The 22,279-nt window shown below is 72.3% G+C and carries 17 protein-coding genes; 11 read left to right on the top strand and 6 right to left on the bottom strand.

Going from position 1 to position 22,279, the window contains the following annotated elements; all coding sequences use genetic code 11:
* Nucleotides 1–12: 12 nt before the first annotated feature.
* Together QM626_RS02815 and QM626_RS02810 are read right to left on the bottom strand one after the other, a co-directional pair.
* Entirely contained in the window at nucleotides 13–978 is a 966-nt protein-coding gene (locus QM626_RS02815; RefSeq protein WP_415073740.1) for a pirin family protein, read from the bottom strand.
* Nucleotides 975–1,301: a GNAT family N-acetyltransferase gene (locus QM626_RS02810; RefSeq protein ID WP_415073738.1), complete on the bottom strand. Its 327-nt coding sequence runs from the start codon at nucleotides 1,299–1,301 to the stop codon at nucleotides 975–977. Before QM626_RS02810 ends, QM626_RS02815 begins: the two co-directional genes overlap by 4 nt.
* Before the next feature lie 168 nt (nucleotides 1,302–1,469).
* Here QM626_RS02810 and QM626_RS02805 point away from each other — a divergent pair, with 168 nt between their 5' ends.
* From QM626_RS02805 to recQ, 3 genes are read left to right on the top strand one after another with little or no spacing between them, the layout of a single operon-like run.
* The gene (locus QM626_RS02805) at nucleotides 1,470–3,983 is read left to right on the top strand and encodes a DEAD/DEAH box helicase (RefSeq protein ID WP_415073736.1); all 2,514 of its coding nucleotides are present in this window, start codon (nucleotides 1,470–1,472) and stop codon (nucleotides 3,981–3,983) included.
* Complete coding sequence (locus tag QM626_RS02800) at nucleotides 3,980–5,131, top strand: glycoside hydrolase family 3 N-terminal domain-containing protein (protein WP_415073734.1); 1,152 nt, start codon at nucleotides 3,980–3,982, stop codon at nucleotides 5,129–5,131. Before QM626_RS02805 ends, QM626_RS02800 begins: the two co-directional genes overlap by 4 nt.
* Nucleotides 5,132–5,151: 20 nt before the next feature.
* Nucleotides 5,152–7,167: a DNA helicase RecQ gene (gene recQ, locus QM626_RS02795; protein WP_415073732.1), complete on the top strand. Its 2,016-nt coding sequence runs from the start codon at nucleotides 5,152–5,154 to the stop codon at nucleotides 7,165–7,167.
* Nucleotides 7,168–7,263: 96 nt separating this feature from the next.
* Here recQ and QM626_RS02790 read toward each other — a convergent pair whose 3' ends face one another.
* Nucleotides 7,264–8,520, bottom strand: a complete 1,257-nt coding sequence (locus QM626_RS02790; protein WP_415073730.1) for a TetR/AcrR family transcriptional regulator — start codon at nucleotides 8,518–8,520, stop codon at nucleotides 7,264–7,266.
* Nucleotides 8,521–8,681: 161 nt separating this feature from the next.
* Here QM626_RS02790 and QM626_RS02785 point away from each other — a divergent pair, with 161 nt between their 5' ends.
* From QM626_RS02785 to QM626_RS02760, 6 genes are all read left to right on the top strand, one after another.
* Nucleotides 8,682–9,080: an MFS transporter gene (locus QM626_RS02785; RefSeq protein WP_415073728.1), complete on the top strand. Its 399-nt coding sequence runs from the start codon at nucleotides 8,682–8,684 to the stop codon at nucleotides 9,078–9,080.
* 26 nt (nucleotides 9,081–9,106) lie between these two features.
* Entirely contained in the window at nucleotides 9,107–9,985 is an 879-nt protein-coding gene (locus QM626_RS02780; protein WP_415073726.1) for an MFS transporter, read from the top strand.
* 2 nt (nucleotides 9,986–9,987) lie between these two features.
* Nucleotides 9,988–11,751, top strand: coding sequence for a glycoside hydrolase family 3 protein (locus QM626_RS02775; protein WP_415073724.1), 1,764 nt, complete (start codon nucleotides 9,988–9,990; stop codon nucleotides 11,749–11,751).
* A 226-nt stretch (nucleotides 11,752–11,977) separates the two neighbouring features.
* Nucleotides 11,978–12,832 (top strand): DUF559 domain-containing protein, encoded by an 855-nt coding sequence (locus QM626_RS02770; protein WP_415073722.1) that lies wholly within the window; start codon nucleotides 11,978–11,980, stop codon nucleotides 12,830–12,832.
* Between the two features lie 309 nt (nucleotides 12,833–13,141).
* Entirely contained in the window at nucleotides 13,142–15,250 is a 2,109-nt protein-coding gene (locus tag QM626_RS02765) for an acyl-CoA dehydrogenase (protein WP_415073720.1), read from the top strand.
* Nucleotides 15,251–15,256: 6 nt separating this feature from the next.
* Nucleotides 15,257–15,868, top strand: coding sequence for a DNA-3-methyladenine glycosylase I (locus QM626_RS02760; protein ID WP_415073718.1), 612 nt, complete (start codon nucleotides 15,257–15,259; stop codon nucleotides 15,866–15,868).
* Here QM626_RS02760 and QM626_RS02755 read toward each other — a convergent pair.
* Nucleotides 15,828–16,286, bottom strand: a complete 459-nt coding sequence (locus tag QM626_RS02755) for a recombinase family protein (RefSeq protein ID WP_415073716.1) — start codon at nucleotides 16,284–16,286, stop codon at nucleotides 15,828–15,830. The two genes, QM626_RS02760 and QM626_RS02755, sit on opposite strands and share 41 nt — an antisense overlap.
* Before the next feature lie 49 nt (nucleotides 16,287–16,335).
* Nucleotides 16,336–18,096 (bottom strand): cation:proton antiporter, encoded by a 1,761-nt coding sequence (locus QM626_RS02750; RefSeq protein WP_415073714.1) that lies wholly within the window; start codon nucleotides 18,094–18,096, stop codon nucleotides 16,336–16,338.
* A gap of 68 nt (nucleotides 18,097–18,164) precedes the next feature.
* On the opposite strand from QM626_RS02750, the gene pip reads away from it, so the two are divergent.
* Together pip and QM626_RS02740 are read left to right on the top strand one after the other, a co-directional pair.
* Complete coding sequence (gene pip / locus QM626_RS02745; protein ID WP_415073712.1) at nucleotides 18,165–19,169, top strand: prolyl aminopeptidase; 1,005 nt, start codon at nucleotides 18,165–18,167, stop codon at nucleotides 19,167–19,169.
* A 25-nt stretch (nucleotides 19,170–19,194) separates the two neighbouring features.
* Entirely contained in the window at nucleotides 19,195–20,520 is a 1,326-nt protein-coding gene (locus QM626_RS02740) for a glutamate decarboxylase (protein ID WP_415073744.1), read from the top strand.
* A gap of 23 nt (nucleotides 20,521–20,543) precedes the next feature.
* On the opposite strand, the gene QM626_RS02735 is transcribed toward QM626_RS02740, so the two are convergent.
* The gene (locus tag QM626_RS02735) at nucleotides 20,544–22,250 is read right to left on the bottom strand and encodes an aldehyde dehydrogenase family protein (RefSeq protein ID WP_415073710.1); all 1,707 of its coding nucleotides are present in this window, start codon (nucleotides 22,248–22,250) and stop codon (nucleotides 20,544–20,546) included.
* Between the last annotated feature and the right edge of the window lie 29 nt (nucleotides 22,251–22,279).

The raw sequence follows: 22,279 nt of genomic DNA, 5'->3' as shown, positions 1-22,279 counted from the left end.
GCCGCCGGGCGCTCAGAGCCGCCGGCGCCGGCCGGTCAGCCGCACGTGCGGCAGGGGCGGCGCCGGGATGCGCTCGGCGCCGTGTCCGACCACGTGGCCGAAGCGGGCGGCCCCCGCCTCCCAGTCCTGCCGAGCCGCGACGATCTCCTCGTGCGTGCGGCCCACGAAGTTCCACCACATGACGATCTCGTCCTCGAACGGTGCGCCGCCCAGCAGGAACAGGGTGGCGGCGGACGCCGCCTGCACCGTCACCCCGGCGCGCCCCGCGCCGAGGTACAGCAGCTCGAGCGGGGCCACGGCCCGTGGGCCGTCGGCATCCACCGTCACGTCGCCGGCCACCCCGACGACCGCGTGCTCCCACGCCGGCTCCAGCGGCAGCTCCACGCTCGTCCCGGCCGGCACCCGCACCTCCGCGCCGACGATCGGCGTGTACGCGCTCGCCGGGGAGGCGACGCCCGCGAACGAGCCCATCACGACGGTGGCGGCGGCGTCCGCGCCCAGCGCGACCTCGGGCAGACGCTCGTGACGCTCGAACGCCGGCTCGCCGTGCCGTCGCGACTCGGGCAGCGCGACCCACAGCTGCAGGGCGTCCAGCGGCACCTCTCCGTCGCCGACCGAGTACTCGGAGTGGGAGATGCCCTCGCCGCTGGTCATCAGGTTCAGCTGGCCGCGGCGGATCACGACGTCGCTGCCGACGGCGTCGCGGTGCCGCACCTCGCCGACCAGCGGCCACGTCACGGTCTGCAGGCCGATGTGCGGGTGCGGCTCGACGCGCATGCGTGCCCGCTGCGGCCCGAACCGGTCGAGGAAGCACCACGCGCCGACCATCGGCAGCTCGCGCTGGGGGAGCGCGCGGTGCACCTCCATCGCACGGACGCCGCCGAGCGGCACCTCGCGGGAGGCGAGCAGCACGGCGCGCGGACCCGAGGCGCCCACCGCCCCCTCGACGGTCTCCGGCCCCGCGTCCAGACGTGTCATCGCGCAGGCCCGTCGGCCGTCCGCGGGTGCGGCCAGTCGACCCGCAGCCCCGGCACCTCGTGCGAGCGCAGGTACCTGACGACGAACGGGCACCGCGGCACGACCGTCTCGCCGCGGGCGGCGACGTCGGCCATCGCCTGCTCGACGAGCACGGAGCCGAGGCCGTGCCCGGCGAAGGCGGGGTCGATCGAGGTGTGCGGGAAGACCAGCCTCCCTTCCGGGTCGACCTCGAACTCGGTGAACCCCGCCGGCGCGTCGCCCACGAGGATCTCGTAGCGGCGCGCCTCGTCGTCGCGGCGGACGGTGACGTTCTCGAGCGGCATCGGGACTCCTCTCCGGTGCTGCTCACGCTACGCCGTGCCGGGGCGTGTCATAACTCCGCCTCGTCCGCGGCCGGAACCGGCGGCAGCCGCCGATTCGCGGGCCGGAGGCTGCGACCGTTCCCGACGCAGGAGGAGTTATGACACGCGGGGTGCGGCAGACTCGGTACGGTGACCAGCCTGCTCGAGACCGCCCGCGCGGCCGGCGACGACCCGGACGCGGTCTACGACGCGTTCGTGGACTGGGTGAGCGGACGCGGGCTCGCGCTCTACCCCGCGCAGGACGAGGCCGTCATCGAGCTGGTGTCGGGCGCGAACGTGATCCTGTCGACGCCGACCGGCACCGGGAAGTCGCTGGTCGCCGTCGCCGCGCACGCGGCCGGTCTCGCCCGCAGCGGCCGCAGCTACTACACGGCGCCGATCAAGGCCCTGGTCAGCGAGAAGTTCTTCGCCCTGGTCGACATCTTCGGCGCCGAGCAGGTCGGCATGGTCACCGGCGACTCCGCCGTCAACCCGGACGCGCCCATCATCTGCTGCACCGCGGAGATCCTCGCGAACCTCGCGCTGCGCGGAGGAGCCGAGACCTCGGCCGACCTGGTCGTCATGGACGAGTTCCACTTCTACGGCGACCCCGACCGGGGCTGGGCGTGGCAGGTGCCCCTGCTGCTCCTGCGCCGCGCGCAGTTCCTGCTGATGTCGGCGACCCTCGGCGACACGACCCGGATCGCGGAGGATCTGGCCCGGCGCACCGGCCGTCCCGCCGTGGAGGTCACCGGGGTCGAGCGCCCGGTGCCGCTGCACTTCTCCTACGAGCGGCGCCCGGTGCACGAGGTCGTCGCCGCGCTGCTCGACGAGCGGGAGGCGCCGGTGTACATCGTGCACTTCTCGCAGGCGGCCGCCATGGAGCGGGCCCAGGCCCTCGCGAGCGTGCAGGTCGCCACCCGCGCGCAGCGGGACGAGATCGCGGCCGAGATCGGAGGCTTCCGGTTCACCACCGGGTTCGGCAAGACGCTGTCGCGGCTCGTGCGGTCGGGCATCGGCGTGCATCACGCCGGGATGCTGCCGCGCTATCGCCGTCTCGTCGAGACCCTCGCCCAGCGCGGACTGCTGCGGGTGATCTGCGGCACGGACACGCTCGGCGTCGGCATCAACGTGCCGATCCGCACCGTGCTGATCACCGCGCTGAGCAAGTACGACGGCACGCGGATGCGCCAGCTGACCGCCCGAGAGTTCCACCAGATCGCCGGGCGGGCCGGTCGCGCCGGCTTCGACCCGCACGGCAATGTGGTCGTGATGGCGCCGGAGTGGGAGATCGAGAACGCCGTCGCCCTCGCGAAGGCGGGCGACGACCCGGCCAAGCGCAAGAAGATCGTGCGCAAGAAGGCGCCCACCGGGGTCGTGAACTGGGGCGAGGGCTCCTTCGAACGGTTGCGCGACGGCGTCCCCGAGCCGCTCGTGCCGCAGCTGCAGCTGACCGCGGCGATGCTGCTGAACGTCATCGCCCGCGGCGGCGACGTGTTCGCGAACGTGCGCTCGCTCGTCTTCGACAACCACCAGACCCGGGCCCAGCGGTACGCGCTCGCGCGCCGGGCGCTCGCGGTCTTCCGCACGCTGCGGGTCGCGGGCGTGGTCGAGGCGACGGGCGACGGCATCCGTCTCACCGTCGATCTGCAGCCGAACTTCGCCCTCAACCAGCCGCTGTCGCCGTTCGCGCTCGCCGCGATCTCGCTGCTCGACCCGGACGGCGCCGTGACGACCTCGCCGATGTCGGCCGGGACCGGCCACTATGCGCTGGATGCCGTGAGCGTCATCGAGGCGACGCTCGACGACCCGCGCGCGATCCTCTCCCAGCAGGAGTTCCGGGCGCGCGGCGAGGCGATCGGGGCCATGAAGCGCGACGGCATCGAGTACGACGAGCGGATGGAGCTGCTCGAGCAGATCACCTACCCGAGGCCGCTGGCGGAGCTGCTGGCGCAGGCCTTCGAGACGTTCGCGTCGAGCCAGCCGTGGGTGCGCGACTTCGAGCTGCGACCCAAGTCGGTCGTGCGCGACATGTTCGAGCAGGCGTTCTCGTTCGCCGAGTTCGTGAACTGGTATCAGCTCGGCCGCAGCGAGGGGCTCGTGCTGCGCTACCTCAGCGACGCCTACCGGGCGATCCGGCAGACGGTGCCCGCCGAGGCGCAGACCCCCGAGCTGCTCGACGTGATCGCCTGGCTCGGCGAGCTCGTGCGTCAGGTCGACTCGAGCCTGGTCGACGAGTGGGAGTCGCTCGTGAACCCCGCGGATGCCGACGCCGTGGTCGTCCCGCCGGCGCCCCCGTCGGTCGTCGCGAACCGGCGGGCGTTCACGGTGCTCGTGCGCAACGAGCTGTTCCGGCGCATCCAGCTCGCCGCGCTGCAGCGTGACGAGGACCTGTCGGCGCTGGATCCCGACGTCGACTGGCCCGCCGCGCTGGACGCCTACTACGCCGACCACGACGAGATCCTCACCGGAGGGCCGGCGCGGTCGCCGGCGCTGTGCCTCATCGACGAGAAGGATGCGGTAGAAGGCATATGGCGGGTCGAGCAGACCGTCGACGACCCCGCCGGGGATCACGACTGGCGCATCCGCGCCGAGGTCGACCTCGGCGCATCCGCCGAGGAGGGGGCCGCGGCGGTGCACGTGACCGAGGTGGTGCGGCTGTGAGGACCCGTCGTCTCGCGCCGGTGATCATGGTCGCGGCACTCCTGCTGTCGGGGTGCGTCGCGGAGCCCGCCGGTGCGCCGACGACAGCCACCGCCGTGGCACCGACTCCCACGGCGACCCCGACGTACGACCCGATCGCCGGCATGACGCTCGCGCAGCGCGTGGGTCAGCTGTTCATGGTCGGCACGCCTGCGGACGGCGTCGACCCGACGGCCCTCGCTGCGGTGTCCGAGGATGCCATCGGCGGCATATTCCTGCGCGGGCGCTCGGACGCCGGCTCCGCGGCGACCGCGGACCTGGTCGCGCAGTTCACCGCCGCGAACCCCGCGGGCTCACCGCCGCTGTGGGTCGCCACCGACCAGGAGGGCGGCGACGTGCAGGTGCTGTCGGGTCCCGGCTTCGACGACATGCCCACGGCGCTCACGCAGGCGCAGGCGGGATGCGACGCGGTCGGTGCCGAGGCGCAGCGATGGGGCGCCCCGCTCGCGCAGGCGGGCGTCACGATGAACCTCGCCCCGGTCGCCGACATCGTCACGAGCCCCGACACCGAGCGGGACAACGCCCCGATCGGGCGCCTCCACCGCAACTACGGCTACGACGAGGCATCCGTCGTCGACTGCGCCGGCTCGTTCGCCACGGGGATGCGGACCGCGGGCGTGCTCCCCACCTTCAAGCACTTCCCCGGGCTCGGCCGCACCACCGCGAACACCGACTACTCCGCGGACGTGGTCGACACCGAGATCACGGCGTCCTCGCCGGATGTGGACGCCTACCGCACGCTGCTGGCCGAGGGTCCCGCGGTCGTCATGGTGTCGACGGCGGTGTATCAGGGGATCGACCCGTCGGCTCCGGCCGCGTTCTCGTCGGCGGTGGTCACCGCTCTGCTGCGGGACGAGCTCGGATTCGACGGCGTCGTCATGACCGACGACCTGTCCGCGACCGCCCAGGTCGCCGCGTGGAGTCCCGGCGACCGGGCGGTGCTCGCGGTGCGCGCCGGCGTCGACCTGCTGCTGGTGTCGGCCGACGCCGGCGTCTTCCCGGAGATGTACGACGCCGTGCTGCAGGCCGCGGAGTCCGACCCCGCCTTCGCCGCGCAGGTCGACGCCGCCGCGCGCCGCATCGTCGAGCTCAAGGCCGAGTTCCCCTGACGCGACGTCGCAGACAGCGGATGCGGCGCCGGGCTGTCGGACCCGCTCGTTACGCTGGGAGGGTGAGCACGCCGCATCCCGAGCCCTGGCCCGACGCCGGATTCGCCGCGCTCCCCGACGACTGGACGCCGCCGGACGACTGGGCTCCCGACGACGAGCAAGCCCCGCCCGACGACGAGACGCTCGGGCCGTTCACGTCCGCGCACGGGCAGGCCCCGCGACGCGACCTCACGGGGACCGACCCGCGCGCGGTGCTGAAGGAGGTCTACGGCTACGACGCGTTCCGCGGCGACCAGGCCGCCGTCGTCGACCACGTGATCGCCGGCGGCGACGCGATCGTGCTCATGCCCACCGGCGGGGGCAAGAGCGTCACCTACCAGGTGCCCGCGCTCGTGCGCCCCGGCACCGGCCTGGTCGTCAGCCCGCTCATCGCGCTCATGCACGACCAGGTCGACGCCCTCGTCGCCAACGGCGTCCGCGCCGCCTACCTCAACTCGACTCAGCTGCCCGGCGAGCGGCAGGCGGTCGAGCAGGCCTACCTCGACGGCTCCCTCGATCTCCTCTACGTCGCCCCCGAGCGGCTCAACCTGCCGACGACCACCGCGCTGCTCCAGCGCGGGCGCCTCAGCGTCGTCGCGATCGACGAGGCCCACTGCGTGTCGCAGTGGGGCCACGACTTCCGTCCCGACTATCTGCAGCTGGGCGAGCTCGCCACCGTCTTCCCGGGCGTGCCGCGCATGGCGCTGACGGCCACGGCCACCCGTGAGACGCACCGCGAGATCGCGGAGCGGCTGCGGCTGTCGGACGCGCGGCACTTCGTCGCGAGCTTCGACCGGCCGAACATCCAGTACCGCATCGAGCCGAAGGTCGACCCCCGACGGCAGCTGGTCGCGTTCATCCGCGACCAGCCGACCGGTGCCGCCGGCATCGTCTACGCCCTCAGCCGCAAGAGCGTCGAGCAGACCGCCGAATACCTGCGCGGGCAGGGCGTCGACGCGCTGCCCTACCACGCGGGGCTTCCCGCCGGGGTGCGGGCGGCGAACCAGAGCCGGTTCCTGCGCGACGAGGGCGTGGTCATGGTCGCGACGATCGCGTTCGGCATGGGCATCGACAAGCCCGATGTGCGCTTCGTCGCCCACATCGACCTACCGAAGTCGGTCGAGGGCTACTACCAGGAGACCGGCCGCGCGGGCCGGGACGGCGAGCCCGCCGTGGCATGGATGGCGTACGGCCTCGGCGACGTCGTGCAGCAGCGACGGCTCATCGACCAGAGCCCCGGCGACCGGGCGTTCAAGATGCGTCTCGGACAGCACCTTGACGCGATGCTCGCCCTGTGCGAGACGGTCGGATGCCGCCGGCAGAACCTGCTCGGCTACTTCGGCCAGCCGTCCCAGCCGTGCGGCAACTGCGACACCTGCCTGACCGAGCCTGCGACCTTCGACGGGCTCGTCCCGGCCCAGAAGCTGCTCTCCACGATCGTGCGGCTGCAGCGCGAACGCGGCCAGGCCTTCGGCGCCGGCCACCTCATCGACATCCTCCGCGGCGCCGACACCGAGCGCGTCCGCCGCATGGGGCACGACCGGCTCACCACCTACGGCATCGGGAACGACCTCTCGGACGCCGACTGGCGCTCGGTGGTGCGGCAGCTGCTGGCCCGCGGCATCCTGGTGGCCCAGGGCGAGTACGGCACGCTCGCCCTCGGCGACGAGGCCGGCGGCGTGCTCCGCGGCGAGACCCCGGTGCCGCTGCGCCATGACGTGATCGGCCGCGCGACGCGGGTGCGCAAGCCCGCGGCCTCCGCCGACGTCGCGGACGGCGACCGCGACCTGTTCGAGGCCCTGCGCGCCTGGCGTGCCGAGACCGCTCGAGAGCAGGGGGTGCCCGCCTACATCGTGTTCGGCGACGCGACGCTGCGTGCGCTCGCCGAGCATCGCCCGTCACAGCCCACCGACCTCGAGGGCATCACGGGCATCGGCGCGAAGAAGCGCGAGGCCTACGGCGACGCCGTCCTGGCGGTGATCGCCGGCCACGTCTGACCCCTCGACCTGCCGAACCAGGGGATTTCATCCGAGACCGAGCGCCTCGCACCATGAGCCGGCGGGGATGTCCGGTTACGAGGGCGTCGCATCCGCTCACCGCCTCGGCAGCACGTCGTCCAGATGCGCGGCCAGCTGTGCGGCGACGTCGATCCCGTCGCGGTCGTACAGCCACTGGATCTGCAGGCCGTCCCACAACGCGACGAGCCAGATGGCCTCGTGCTCCGGGTCCCGATGGGCTGGCAGGTCGCCGTCGCGGGCCGCGGCGGCGAACAGCTCGCGGAAGGCGTCCAGCGCGCTGTCGAAACGTGCGCGGAAGTAGTCGTGCGCAGGATGCCGTGCCGCCGTCGCCTCACAGGACAGCACGCTGTACACCTCGATCAGTCCGGGTGCTCGCTCGGCGTTGACGGCCGCCCCGACGGGAAGATCCCGCAGCAGTTCGGCCGCCGAGGACGCCGGCGTGAGCGGGCGCTGGGAGATCTCGTCGTCGCGCGCGGCGAGCACCGCCCGCAGCAGGTCCTCCTTGGTGGGGTAGTGATGGAACAGCGACGACTTCGATACGCCGACCCGTTCCGCGATCGTGCGCATGCTCGTGTCGGCATATCCCTCGGCCGCGAACAGGGCCATGGCGTCGGCGACGATCCGCTCGCGCCGCGCACGGCCCGCGGTGTTGCCGGCGGGCTCCGGGGTTGCGGCGCTGTCGAGCCGCAACACGGGGATCGGTCCCGGGGCGGCGGCGGCCGTGCCGATCCCCCACGCGTACGGTCGCGCGATCAGCTGCTGGTGCCGTTCGAGCTCGCGCACCACCTCGACCCGGTCGGGCAGGTAGAGCTGCAGCAGCTGCAGGCCGTCCCAGCCGGCCACGAGCCGCACGCTCTCGTCGGCGACCGTTCGACCTGCGCCCAGGGGCAGGAACGAGCCCGCCGCGCCCGCGACCCCGTGGGCGCGCGAGCGCATGCCGGCATAGCGGCGTGCCATCCGCTCGTGCGCGGGGTGCGTGGATGTCGTCGCCTCGCCGGCCAGCGCGCTGAACAGGGCGAGATAGCCCGGCTGCTCCGCATTGCGCCGGGCGATGTCGACCGCCGTGATCGGATGGTCGACGCGCTCGTGCGCGAGGAACCAGCTCTCGTTCGCGGCCTCGAGACGTTCGACGAGCTCGCGGAGCACGTCGTCCTTCGAGGAGAAGTGGCGCAGCAGCCCGGGATGGCTGATGCCGACGGCCGCGGCGATGTCCCGCAGCGAGGTGGCGCGATAGCCCGCCTCGACGAACAGGACGGCGGCGGAGTCCAGGATCTGCTGCCGTCGTCGCTCGCCGCGCGGCGTGCGCGCAACGGGAGTCGTCGTGGTGGCCATCAGCATCCTCTCCATCGAGGCTATCGGGCGGCTGCGCCCGCCCCTGACGCTACCACCCGGTCGATAAATAGTTACCAATCGGTCGGGTATTGGTGTAGCGTACTGCCGACGCCGCGTCACGGTCGACGCGCGGAAGGCGTCGGACGCGAAAAGGACACGACATGACAGAGCTGTCGCCGGGCGCCCAAGAGGCGATCATCGGTACCCGAGGATTCCGAGCGCCGGGAGCCGCCCCGCGGCGCACTCCCCGCTTCTACACGCCCGGTCTGGCGGCGGTGAACTTCGGCGTCTACATCGCCCTGCTGACCCCGGTGCTCGTGTCGATGGCCTTCAAGGTCGAGCACATCTCCGCGGAGGGCGAGGCCACCGGGAACCTCGGCCTCATCCTGGGCGTCGGCGCGCTGTTCGCGCTGATCGCCAACCCGCTCGCCGGGCGCCTGTCGGATCGCACGACCTCCGCGTTCGGCATGCGCCGTCCGTGGATCCTCGGCGGCGCGATCGTCGGCCTCGGCGCGTTCCTGCTCATCGGCGCCCCGCCACCTCGGTGTGGGTCGTCCTGATCGGCTGGTGCCTTGCGCAGACGTCGATGAACGCACTGCTGGCGGCCGCCAACGCCACCCTCCCGGACCAGGTGCCCACCGCGCACCGGGGCAAGGTCTCCGGCATCATCGGCATCACCACGCCGGTCGGCATCCTCGCCGGCAGCTTCCTCATGAACTTCATCTCCGACGACTTCCTGCGCTTCGTCGTGCCGGCCGCGATCGCGCTCGTGCTCGCCGTCGTCTTCGTGGTGATGCTCAAGGACCGCCGGCTGACCGTGAAGCCGGCGCATCGGTTCACGATCGGGCAGTTCTTCGGCTCGTTCGTGTTCAACCCCGTCACGCACCCCGACTTCGGCTGGACGTGGCTGACCAAGTTCTTCGTCATGTTCGGCTACGCCGGCATCGCGACCTACCTGCCCTACTACCTGGTCACCAGCTTCGGTCTCGACGAGCAGGCCGCGATCAGCACGATCCTCATCGCGAACCTCGCCTCCATGGCCGCCATGATGATCTCCAGCCCGATCGGCGGCATCCTCTCCGACAAGATCGGCAAGCGGCGTCCGTTCGTCGCGATCGCGGGCGTCATCATGGTCGTCGGGCTCGTGCTCCTGGCGTTCGCGCCCAGCATCCCCGTGCTCATCCTGGCGCAGGCGATCATCGGCCTCGGCGCCGGGTCGTTCCTGTCCGTCGACCTGGCCCTCGCGACGCAGGTGCTGCCCAACCCCGACGACGTGGCCAAGGACCTCGGCGTCCTCAACATCGCCAACGCCCTCCCGCAGTCGATCGCGCCCGCCGTCGCCCCGGCGATCATCGCGGTCGGCTCGGCGACCGCCCTCGGCGGCTACACCACCTGGTACCTGTTCGGCGCGCTCGTCGCGCTCGCCGGCGCCGTCCTCGTCTACCGCATCAAGGGAGTGAAGTGACCATGTCGGATGTAACCACCGGCCGCCCCTGGCTCGACGCCGGCCTGCCCGTCGCCGAGCGGGTCGAGCTGCTGCTGGCGGAGATGACCGTCGAGGAGAAGGTCGGCCTGTTCTTCCACACCATGATCACGATGGGCCCGGACGGCGAGCTCTCCGACGGCGATCCCGCCTTCGGCCTGCCCTCGACCGACGAATACGTGTCGGTGCGGCACATGAGCCATTTCAACCTGCTCGGCGTCGCCCCCTCCGCCGGGGCGATCGCGAGGTGGCACAACGCGCTGCAGGAGCTCGCCGCCCGGACCCGTCTCGGCATCCCGGTGACGATCTCCACCGACCCGCGGCACTCGTTCAGCGAGAACCCCGGGGCGGCGATGATGGCCGGTCCGTTCTCGCAATGGCCGGAGCCGCTGGGCCTCGCCGCGACGCGCGACGCCGAGCTGGTGCGCGCGTTCGGCGACATCGCACGGCGCGAGTACACCGCCGTCGGCATCCGCGTCGCCCTGCATCCGCAGGTCGACCTCGCGACCGAGCCGCGCTGGGCGCGGGCGCTGCAGACCTTCGGCGAGGACGCGGACCTCACCGGCGAGCTCGGCGCGGCGTACGTGCGCGGATTCCAGGGCGAGACGCTCGGCGCCGGCTCGGTCGCGACGATGGTCAAGCACTTCCCCGGCGGGGGTCCGCAGAAGGACGGCGAGGACCCGCACTTCCCGTACGGCCGTGAGCAGGTCTACCCGGGGGACGCGTTCGAGCTGCACCTGAAGCCCTTCGCCGCCGTGTTCGAGGCCGGCGCGAGCCAGGTGATGCCGTACTACGGGATGCCGGTGGGCACCGCCTACGAAGAGGTCGGGTTCGGGTTCAACAAGTCCGTCCTCACCGGCCTGCTGCGGGAGCGGTTCGGCTTCGACGGCATCGTCTGCACCGACTGGGGCCTGGTCAGCGACGCCGAGATCTTCGGTCAGCCGTTCCCGGCCCGTGCCTGGGGCGTGGAGGGCCTGTCCCGCCCGGAGCGGGTGAAGAAGATCCTCGACGCCGGCGTCGATCAGCTCGGCGGGGAGTCGTGCACCGACGTGCTGCTCGAGCTCGTGCGCTCGGGCGAGGTCGCCGAGGAGCGCCTGGACGTCTCGGTGCGACGACTGCTGCGCGAGAAGTTCGTGCTCGGGCTGTTCGAGAACCCGTACGTGGACGTCGAGGCCGCCGACGCGATCGTCGGCAACGCGGAGTTCCGTGCGGCCGGGTTCGCGGCCCAGCAGGCGTCGGTCGCCGTGCTGTCGAACGAGGGCGTGCTGCCGTTCGCACGCGGCGTGAAGCTCTACGTCGAGGGGATCCCCGCCGAGTCGGCGGCCGCATACGGTGAGGTCGTGGCGACTCCGGCCGAGGCGGACCTGGCGATCCTGCGGGTGCAGGCTCCGTACGAGGAGCGCGGGACGATGTTCGAGAACTTCTTCCACGCGGGCTCGCTCGACTTCGCGCCGGAGACGCTCGCGCACATCGCGGAGGTGTCGGCATCCGTGCCCACTGTCGTGGACGTGTTCCTGGACCGTCCCGCGATCCTCGCCCCGGTGGTGGATGCCGCAGCCGCGGTCACCGCGAACTGGGGCGCCAGCGCGGCCGCTCTGCTGGACGTGCTGTCGGGCGAGGCCCCTGCGCGCGGCAGGCTGCCGTTCGACGTGCCGCGCTCGATGGCGTCGGTCTCGGCGAGCCGTCCCGACGTGCCCTTCGACACCGAGGACCCGCTCTTCCGCTTCGGCCACGGTCTGGAGCTGTAGTCCCGCGCGCGCCCCCTTCCACCGTCTCGATTCTGAGGAGATCCGGGATGCCGAGGGCCTTCGCCCCCGGCATCCTCCTCAGGAACCCGGATCTCCTCAGAATCGGCGGAACCGGGAGCCGGGCGGTGCCTCCAGGGTCTTCTCCCCAGGCCGCCCGGGTTGCCGCCGCATCCACAATCGGCGGTCGATGTGTCCGTCGCGTCGTCCCCCTCGCCACGCTGGGGAGATGACCGCCGACCGCACCGTCCAGCGCATCGCCGAGGCGCTCGCCCTTGCGCGACGCGAGGGCGGCGTCACGCGCGTCCGGCTGCTGGTGGCGCACGGATGCAGCCCGCACGTGATCGCGACGGCGGTGGATGCCGGGGCGCTGCGGCGCGTGCGCAAGGGGTGGGTGGCCCTCCCCGATGCCGATCCCTTCCTGGTCGCCGCGGCGCGGGCCGGTGTCGTCCTCACATGTGTCACCCAGGCTCAACGGCGGGGGCTCTGGGTGCTCCACGACGGTGAGCCGCACCTCGGCGCGTCACCGCACGCAGGAGGCGTGTGCCCGGGGAAGGGGCACGTGCACTGGGCGCTCCCTCCGGTCGCACGGCATCCCGACCGGCTCGAGGATCCGATCGAGAACGTGCTGGCCCTCGTCGCCGCGTGTCAGCCGTACGAGCGGGCCCGCGCGATCTGGGAATCAGCGCTCCGCCGCGGCGACGTCGACCTCGCCGCGATGAGGCGGTTGCCGCTGGGTCCCGTCGCGCGCGAGCTGTGCGACGACGTGACGCCGTGGTCCGACTCCGGGCTCGAGACGATCGTCGTGACGCGGCTGCGATGGCTGCGGCTGCCGATCGTGCCGCAGGCGTGGATCCTCGGACATCGCGTGGACTTCCTGATCGGCAAACGACTCGTGCTGCAGATCGACGGCGGCCATCACGTCGGGGCGCAACGGGCATCGGACATCGCACACGACGCGACGCTCGCCCTCCACGGGTACCACACGATCCGGGTCACGTACGCACAGGTCATCGACGACTGGCCCTTCGTGCAGGACCTCATCATGCGCGCGATCGCCCAGGGGCTGCATCTCGCACGGTGACGGGCTCACCGCGCCGTGACCGATCCCGCCCGTCGTGCGGCATCCCGAGCGTCTCGATTCTGAGGAGATCCGGGATGCCGAGGGCCTTCGCCCCCGGCATCCTCCTCAGGAACCCGGATCTCCTCAGAATCGGCGGAGCCGGGAGCCGGGAGCCGGGTGCCGGGAGCCGGGGAGCGGTGTGGGGTCCGCACAATCCGAGGACGCCACCTGCCCGGTGCGAGTTGTGCGGCTGGTCCAACCGAGTTGGGCGGATGTTGTGGGAGTCCTACGGTCGATAGCGACTCCGTCCGCACACCGAAAGGTGACGTCATGGCCGACGCCCTCATCCGTTCGAAGAAGCCCGCCGCGAGCACCCGCACCCCGGCCGGCGGCGCCCCGACCGCGCCGCACAGCGCGCAGGAGGCCGCCGAGCCGCGCATCGACGTCGACGCCGTCACCGACATGCTCCTGGGCACCTGGGGGCGCACGCGCCGTGAGGCGCGCGAGATGATCAAGGACCCCGCCTTCTGGCAGATCAGCGGCCAGACCGTCGCCGAGCACCGCGAACGAGTGCTCGGACAGCTCCGCCTCCTGGTCGAGAACGGCGCATCGGCGCGGGCGTACCCGGTCGAGTACGGCGGCCTCGGCGACAACGGCGCCAACATCGCCGGATTCGAGGAGCTCGTGCTCGCCGACCCGAGCCTGCAGATCAAGGCCGGGGTGCAGTGGGGCCTGTTCGGCGCCGCCATCCAGCAGCTGGGCACGAAGCGGCACCACGACGCCTGGCTGCGGGATGCCGCCGACCTCACCCTCCCCGGTGCGTTCGCCATGACCGAGACCGGCCACGGCTCGGACGTCGCCGCCATCGGCACGACCGCCACCTACGACCCGGACACCGAGGAGTTCGTGATCCACACCCCGTTCCGCGGGGCGTGGAAGGACTACCTCGGCAACGCCGCGCTGCACGGCAAGGCTGCGACCGTGTTCGCCCAGCTGATCACCGGCGGCGTCAACTACGGCGTGCATTGTTTCTTCGTGCCGATCCGCGACGAGAACGGCGAGTTCCTCCCCGGCGTCGGCGGCGAGGACGACGGCGTCAAGGGCGGCCTCAACGGCATCGACAACGGCCGGCTGCACTTCGACCGGGTGCGGGTGCCGCGGTTCAACCTCCTCGACCGATACGGCCAGGTCGACGCCTCCGGCGCCTACTCCAGCGACATCCCGAGCCCGGGGCGACGCTTCTTCACGATGCTCGGAGCGCTGGTGCAGGGCCGGATCTCGCTCGACGGCGCGTCGACCACGGCCGCCGCGCTCGCGCTGAAGATCGCGGTGACCTATGGCAATCAGCGTCGCCAGTTCGACTCCGGCGCCGGCACGCCCGAGGTCGTGCTGCTCGACTACGGCAAGCACCAGCGCCGGCTCATCCCGCGGATCGCGACCGCCTACGCGCAGGCCTTCGCGCACGACGAGTTCCTGCGCAAGTTCGACGGCGTGTTCAGCGGTCGCACCGACACGCCCGCCGAGCGGGAGGATCTCGAGACCCTCGCGGCCTCCCTCAAGCCGCTGAGCACGTGGAACGCGCTCGAGACCATCCAGGACTGCCGCGAGGCGTGCGGCGGTTCCGGCTTCCTCGCCGAGAACCGGCTCACCGGGCTCCACCACGACCTCGACGTGTACGCGACCTTCGAAGGGGACAACAACATCCTGCTGCAGCTGGTCGGCAAGCGTCTGCTGGGCGACTTCGCGAAGCAGTTCACGGGGGCGGACGCCGGCACGCTCGCGCGCTACGCCGTGGGACAGACGGCGGGCAAGCTGTTCCACGGCGCGGGCCTGCGCCGCCTCGGGCAGACCGTCGCAGACCTCGGCTCGACCGCGCGCTCCGTCGAGCTCGGCCTGCGCGAGGACGCGCAGCACGAGCTGCTCGCCGGTCGCGTGCAGCAGATGGTCGCCGACCTCGCCGCCCGGCTGCGGCCGGCGTCCAAGCTGTCGCCGGCCGCTGCCGCCGCCCTGTTCAACGAGAACCAGGCCGAGCTGATCGAAGCCGCCCGGGCCCACGGCGAGCTGCTGCAGTGGGAGGCGTTCACGGACGCCCTGCACGCGGTCACCGACGGCGGCACGCTGCGGGTGCTCACCTGGCTGCGTGACCTGTTCGGCCTCTCACTGATCGAGAAGCACCTCGCCTGGTATCTGATCGCGGGGCGGCTGTCCGCGCAGCGGGCGGCGTCCGTCACCCGCTACATCGACCGGCTGTGCGCCCGGCTGCGCCCGCACGCGCAGGATCTCGTGGACGCCTGGGGCTTCGCGCCCGAGCACGTGCGTGCGCCCATCGCTTCCGGCGCCGAGCGTGCGCGGCAGGAGGAGGCCGCCGCGTACTACGCCGCGCTCGCCGCGTCGGGCGAGGCCCCGGTGTCGGAGAAGTCGCTGCACAAGAAGCGATAGCGCGCGGTGAGCGATCTGGTGACCGGCGCCGACGGACGCGCACGCTGCGGCTGGGCGGGCGCGGATGCGGAGTACACCCGCTATCATGACGAGGAATGGGGCGCCCCGCTGCACGGCGACCGGGCGCTGTTCGAGAAGCTCAGCCTCGAGGGGTTCCAGGCGGGGCTCAGCTGGATCACGATCCTGCGCAAGCGCCCGCGGTTCCGCGAGGTGTTCGCGCACTTCGAGCCCGTCGCGGTCGCGGCGTTCGGCCCCGGCGACGTCGAGCGCCTGATGGCGGACGCCGGCATCGTCCGCAACCGCGCCAAGATCGAGGCCGTGATCGGCAACGCCGCCCTGGTCGCCGCCATGCCGGCCGGCGAGCTCGACGCCCTGCTGTGGTCGTTCGCGCCGGCATCCGCCGGACCGCGTCCGCGTGCGCTCGCGGACCTGGTCGCGACCACCCCCGCCTCGAGGGCGCTCAGCCGCGAGCTGCGTCGCCGCGGCTTCCGGTTCGTGGGCCCCACGACCATGCACGCGCTGATGCAGTCGGCGGGCATGGTCGACGACCACCTCGCCGGCTGCTGGCGCGCTGAGCTCAGCGGCCGGCGTCGAACAGGTGGCGCCCGCCGTGGCTGAGCACCTTCACGACGACCCCGCGCCGGCGCAGCTCCGCGACCGTGCGGGTCTCCTCGTCGATGTCCCGGCCGAGCGCGTGCACGCTGGTGACCACGACGACGTCGCCGGTGCCGAGGCTGCCGAACAGCCGCGTCAACCGCTGCTCCCAGCTCTCCAGGGTCTCCGGCGCCGGATGGCGGAAGCCGTGGATCGGCACCCCGAACCGAGCGAGCTGCTCCCGCTGCAGGGCGACCGACGGCATCCCCTCGCGCGTGACGACGATGCCGACGAGGCGGGCGCCGGCCGGCCGGGCCCGCCACCAGTCGTGATCCTGCTCGTGGAAGCACGTCGGGCACTCGGCGGCGACGTGCGGCAGCGTGAGCGGGCTCGTCTCCGGGGCTGATCCCTCGGACGCCGGGTGCGCATGCGTCGCGGTCATGGCCGTCCTCCTCGTGCGTCCATTCTCCCCCCGGGATGCTCGGAGCCGTTCACTCGGCCGCCCCGCCGGCGATCTTCAGCTCGAGACTGATCTGATCCGCATCGAGCTCCGCCAGCGTCCGACGCAGCAAGGACGTGCGATAGCGGCCGGACGCGGTCACCTCGACCAGCCGGCGCCGCTGCGCCTCGATCAGCGCCAGGCGCAGCCGCAGGAACTCCTGCGCGGTGGCGGTGGCGGCCTCGTCGGGCGGCTCGACGAACCGCTCACCCGCCCGGCGCACGATCTCCGCGTCGAAGGGCGTGCCGTCGCGGTGCCGCAGCGCCGGGTCGCGCAGGGCGGCCGACGCCGCCTCGCGCAGCTCGTCCTGCAGCTGATCGGCCTGGTCGCCGTCCTCCGTCTCGCCCGCCTCCGTGCCACGGATGCCGAGCAGACGCACCAGCGGGACGAGCGTGAAGCCCTGCACCAGGAGGCTCACGGTGGCGAGCATGAACGCGACGAACACCAGCAGCGCCCGGTGGTCGGTGTCGGTCGGCAGCGTCTGGGCGGCGGCGAGGGTCACCACCCCCCGCATCCCCGCCCACACGATGACCGCTCCGTGCTTCCAGCCCAGCGGCGAGTCGCGGTAGTAGTCGAGATCGGCGCCCATGCGGGTCACCCGGCGACGGATGCCGGTGAGCCGTCGCTCCCGCCTCACCGGATCGTCCGGCAGAGCCGGCGCCCGGCGTCCCGCCCGTTCCTCCGCCGGCGGATCCTCCCCGCGCTCCATCGCGTCCAGGCGCGAGCCGATCCGGTCGAGGTCGATCCGCGCGTACCTCCGGGCACGGGCGCCCTGCCGCCACAGCAGGAACGTCACGTACGCGCCGCGCACGACGACGATGATGCCCAGCGAGGCCAGCGCGAGCCAGGTGCCGTGCCAGAGCCCGTCGTGCTCCGCGAAGTTCTTGGTCACGACGTCGGAGAGCTCGAGTCCCATGACCAGGAACACGCCGCCCTCGAGGATCAGCTCGATCGTGCGCCAGTTCAGCCGGTCGCTCATGCGCTGCTCCGCCGTCAGCCACCGCGCCGACCCCTGGCCGGTGACGATGCCGGCGACGACGGCCGCGACCAGTCCCGAGCCCCCGAGCTCCTCGGTCGGCAGGTAGGCGATGAACGGGAGCGCGAAGCTGAGCGCCGTGTTGGCGGCCGAGTTGGCGACCCACGCGCGGACGCGCAGATTCACCCATCCGACGACCGCGCCGATGATCACGGCGATCACGACGCCCCAGACGAACGCCCCGACGGCCACGCCGAACGAGAAGCTGGCGGCGATCGCGGCGGTGGCCGTGCGCAGCAGGACGAGCGCGGTGGCGTCGTTGAGCAGGCTCTCGCCCTCGAGCAGCGTCACGACCCGGGGGGAGATGCCCATCCGCTTGACGATCGAGGTCGCCACGGCGTCCGTCGGGCTGAGGATGGCACCCAGCGCGATGCCCAGCGGCAGGCTCAGCCCCGGGATCGCCCAGGTGAAGAAGAAGCCGAGGATCACGGCGCTGAGCACGACCAGCAGCACCGACAGCCCCGCGATCGGCGTGAAATCGCGCCGGAACTCGATGGCCGGCAGGTTGATCGCCGAGGAGTACAGCAGCGGCGGCAGCACGCCGACGAGGATCCAGTCCGGATCGATCGTCCCCAGATTCGGGACGAACGGCACGACCGCCAGCAGCAGCCCGATCGCGACGAGCACGAGCGGGGACGCGATGTTCATGCGCTGGCCGAGCGCGGTGACCACCGCGATCAGGACGACGCCGACCACGACGACGATCAGGTGCTCCATCCGCGCCTCCCCTCGTCGGATCCGCCCGGATCCGTGTCTGCGCCCGGTCCGCACAGTACCGTGAGCCTATGACGGTGAGCGAGCTCGACGATGTGCTGTACCCACCCATCGAACCGTATGAGACCGGCACGCTGCTGGTCGGCGACGGCCACCGCCTGTACTGGGAGCAGTCCGGCAACCCCGAGGGCAAGCCGGCGGTGTTCCTCCACGGCGGGCCCGGCGGGGCGACCAGCGACTGGCACCGCCGGTTCTTCGACCCCGAGCGGTACCGCATCGTGCTGTTCGACCAGCGCGGATGCGGCCGCTCCACCCCCCACGCGAGCGCCCCCGACGCCGACCTCGCCTACAACACCACATGGCACCTGGTGGCGGACATCGACCTGCTGCGGCGCAACCTCGGAATCGAGAGGTGGCAGGTCTTCGGGGGATCCTGGGGCAGCGCGCTCGCCCTGGCCTATGCGCAGGCGCACCCCGACGCGGTGAGCGAGATCGTGCTGCGCGGGATCTTCACGCTGCGCCGTCACGAGCTGGAGTGGTTCTACGAGGGCGGCGCGAGCGCCATCTTCCCCGATCTGTGGGAGGACTACCTGGCGGCGATCCCGGTGCTGGAGCGGGCGCGGATGATCGAGGCCTACCACCGGCGGCTCAGCGACCCCGACCCGGCCGTGCACCGCCCGGCGGCGCTCGCCTGGACCACGTGGGAGGCGGCGACCCTCACGCTGCGCACCGACCCCGGCACGGTCGGCGCCATGACCGACCCGGACGCGGCGACGGCGTTCGCCCGCATCGAGAACCACTTCTTCGTGCACCACGGCTGGTTCCGGGAAGGGCAGCTCATCGAGGACGCCGCTCGCATCCGCGACATCCCCGGTGTGATCGTCCAGGGCCGCTACGACGTGTGCACGCCGATCATGACGGCATGGGATCTGCACCGCGCCTGGCCGGAGGCGGAGTTCGTGGTCGTGCCGGATGCCGGCCATGCGGCGAGCGAGCCCGGTATCGCGGCGGCGCTGCGCGCCGCGACCGATCGGTTCGCCGCGGCGGCCGACGACGAGGACGTCGACCGTGGATGACGAGCTCGAGTCCGCCGAGCTCCGCATGACGGAGCGGTCGCTGGCCCGCAACCGGCTGGGCGCCGAGCCGATGTCGCCGCAGGCCGCCTACCGGATCGTGCACGACGAGTCGCTGCTGGACGGCAACGCTCGTCTCAACCTCGCGACCTTCGTCACGACCTGGATGGACGACGAGGCCGACCGGCTGTACGCCGAGACGTTCGACAAGAACATGATCGACAAGGACGAGTACCCCTCGACCGCCGCCGTCGAGGACCACTGCTGGCGCATCCTCGCCGACCTGTGGCACGCCCCCAGCGCCGACGACGCGATCGGCACCTCGACCACCGGATCCAGCGAGGCGTGCATGCTCGCCGGCCTCGCCTTCAAGCGGCGGTGGCAGCACGCGCGCCGCGCGGCGGGGAAGGACACCGCCACGCCGAACCTCGTGATGTCGGCCGCCGTGCAGGTGTGCTGGGAGAAGTTCTGCAACTACTGGGATGTGGAGATGCGGCTCGTCCCGATCAGCGCAGAGCATCCCGTCCTCGACGGCCACGACCTCGAGTCCTACGTCGACGAGAACACGATCGGTGTCGTCGCGATCATGGGGGTGACCTACACCGGGGCGTACGAGCCGGTGCGGGAGATCGCCCGGGTCCTCGACGGCATCCGCGACAGGTCCGGCCTCGACGTGCCGATCCACGTCGACGGCGCCTCCGGGGCGATGATCGCGCCGTTCCTGCAGCCGGACGTCGAATGGGACTTCCGGCTCGAACGCGTGCACTCGATCTCGACGTCCGGCCACAAGTACGGCGGCGTCTACCCGGGCCTCGGCTGGATCGTCTGGCGGGAGCAGCGGTGGCTGCCCGACGATCTGGTGCTGCGCGTCTCCTACCTCGGCGGCGACATGCCGACCTTCGCGCTGAACTTCTCGCGGCCAGGGGCCCAGGTGCTGCTGCAGTACTACCTGTTCCTGCGGCTCGGGTTCGCCGGCTACACGGCCGTGCAGCAGGGCGCGCAGGATGTCGCGGTGCACCTCTCCCAGGCGATCGGGGCGATGGCGCCGTTCCGGCTCATCAGCGAGGGACGCGACATCCCCGTGTTCGCGTGGGCGATGGTCGACGGCCACACCGAGAACTGGGACCTGTACCACCTGAGCGACCGGCTGCGGATGCGCGGCTGGCTGGTGCCGGCCTATCCGCTGCCCGCGGACCTGCAGCAGATCACGGTGGCGCGCATCGTGGTGCGACGCGACCTGTCCATGGACATGGCCGACAAGCTGCTCGCCGACATCGTCGCCGAGGTCGCCTACCTCGACCGGCTCACCTCGCCCATGCCGAAGGAGGGCCGCCGGCCCTCCTTCCACCACTGAGACCGCCCGTTCGGCGCACCGCGTCAGGCGCGCATCGCCCGGGCGAGGGTGGCGGCCAGGCCCAGCGGACTGTGATCGACGAGGTAGCGCGTGAGCCCCTCGCTCACGGCGCTCGCCGTGCGCGAGCTCACGAACCACGGCGGCTTGGGCAGCACGGTGAACCCGCCGCCGGACAGCGACCGCGGGAACGGGCGGAACGGCCCGCGCAGGATCGATCGCTCGACGTCGGGCACGAGGCTCGTGTTGTGGACGACGCCGATGCCGCTGCCGACGTCGGCGAGCGTCGATCCGGGGAACGCACCCCAGGACAGCACCGGGGTCGCGAACAGCACGCCGGTCCAGGTGTTGATCGCGATGCCGCCGTAGCGCAGGCCGGCGATCGCCGCCTCGAAGCCGGCGCCGAGCGCCGCCTCGGTCTCCGGATCGATCAGCACGTTGGCGCCGAGCGTGCCGGCGAGGCGGTCGTTCGCGTGAGCGACCGCGACATCCAGGAACTCCTGGCCGAGCCCCGGCAGCTCGACCACACCCAGCACGGGAGAGAAGTACTCGGTCTGCTCGAGCGCGGCCGGATCCTGGTCCGCCGTGAGCTCGACCAGCCGGCGCGTGCCGTCGCCGCAGCGGATCGCGGCGGGATAGTCGGCGTCCGCGGCGGCGAGCTTGTCGTCGCTGCGCGGATACCAGACCGGACGGGCCGGCGCCGCCGAGTACGCGTCGTGCAGGGCGCGCAGGAAGGCCTCGCGCTGCGGCCAGTCGCGGGAGACGAGCACGACCTGGCCGGCGATGCAGTTGTGCCCGCTGTTGTGCAGGCGCATCGTCACGATGTGCTCGGCCTGGTAGCGCAGATCGGCATCGCTCCACCGGCCCGGCACCACGATGATCGGCGAGACGCCGCCCAGCTCGGCCGTGATCGGCACCCGCAGGCGCGGCTCGGCGCGCTCGGCATCCGCGCCCCACACGATCGCATCGAACGTGGCCGCCGATCCGGTGATGTGCACGTGGCTGATCTCGCCCCGCCCGGTGAGATAGGCGCCGACGTCGCCGCCACCGGTCGCGATGCGCACGAATCCCGGCTCGATCAGGGGCGCCAGCGCCTGCGCGAACACCGGCACCAGCGGATCCTGCGTCGGGTTGAGCTTGAGCAGCGAGACACGGCCGAACGCGAGCAGCTCGTACAGCACGTCGAGCACCGGGATGGCGGAGATGTTGCCGGCGCCGAGCACGAGGCCGATCTCCGCCGGAGAGGCGGGATGCAGTTGCGCGAGTCCCGCGCCGCGCACGGCCTCGGCCGCGGTCACCCCGGGACGCAGCCAGATCTCGCCGGTGAAGCCGGACAGCAGCAGCCGGTCGGTCGCCGACGCAGGGTACACGTGGGCCCGGACACGACCGCCCGGCGCCTCGTCGATCGTGACGCCGTCCAGCGGGCTCCCGCCGCGCGCCAGTGCGCGCAGCGTCCGCAGGTAGCCGTCGAGCGCGCCCAGCACGGCATAGGGACCGGCGAGCCATTCCTCGCCGCGCAGCGGATGGTCCGGTGTCAGGCCCTTGGCCGCGGCCGCGGCATCCGCCCACTCCGACGCGACCGAGGCGACCGCGCGTCGCAGCTGCGTGAGCAGCGTGGCGCGCTGTCCCAGGGCGAGCAGCGACCAGGCGCGGGCGCCGGTGCGCAGGGACTCCAGGTCGTGGTCGATCTGCGCCCGCACGTGCTCCGGGACGGGTGGGGCGGCAGTGGTCACGGCGCTCTCCTTCGTGCGGGGATCCCAGC

It is taken from the genome of Microbacterium sp. (assembly GCF_047606385.1).
Lineage (GTDB): Bacteria > Actinomycetota > Actinomycetes > Actinomycetales > Microbacteriaceae > Microbacterium.
This window is presented reverse-complemented; position numbering and strand designations above follow the sequence as displayed.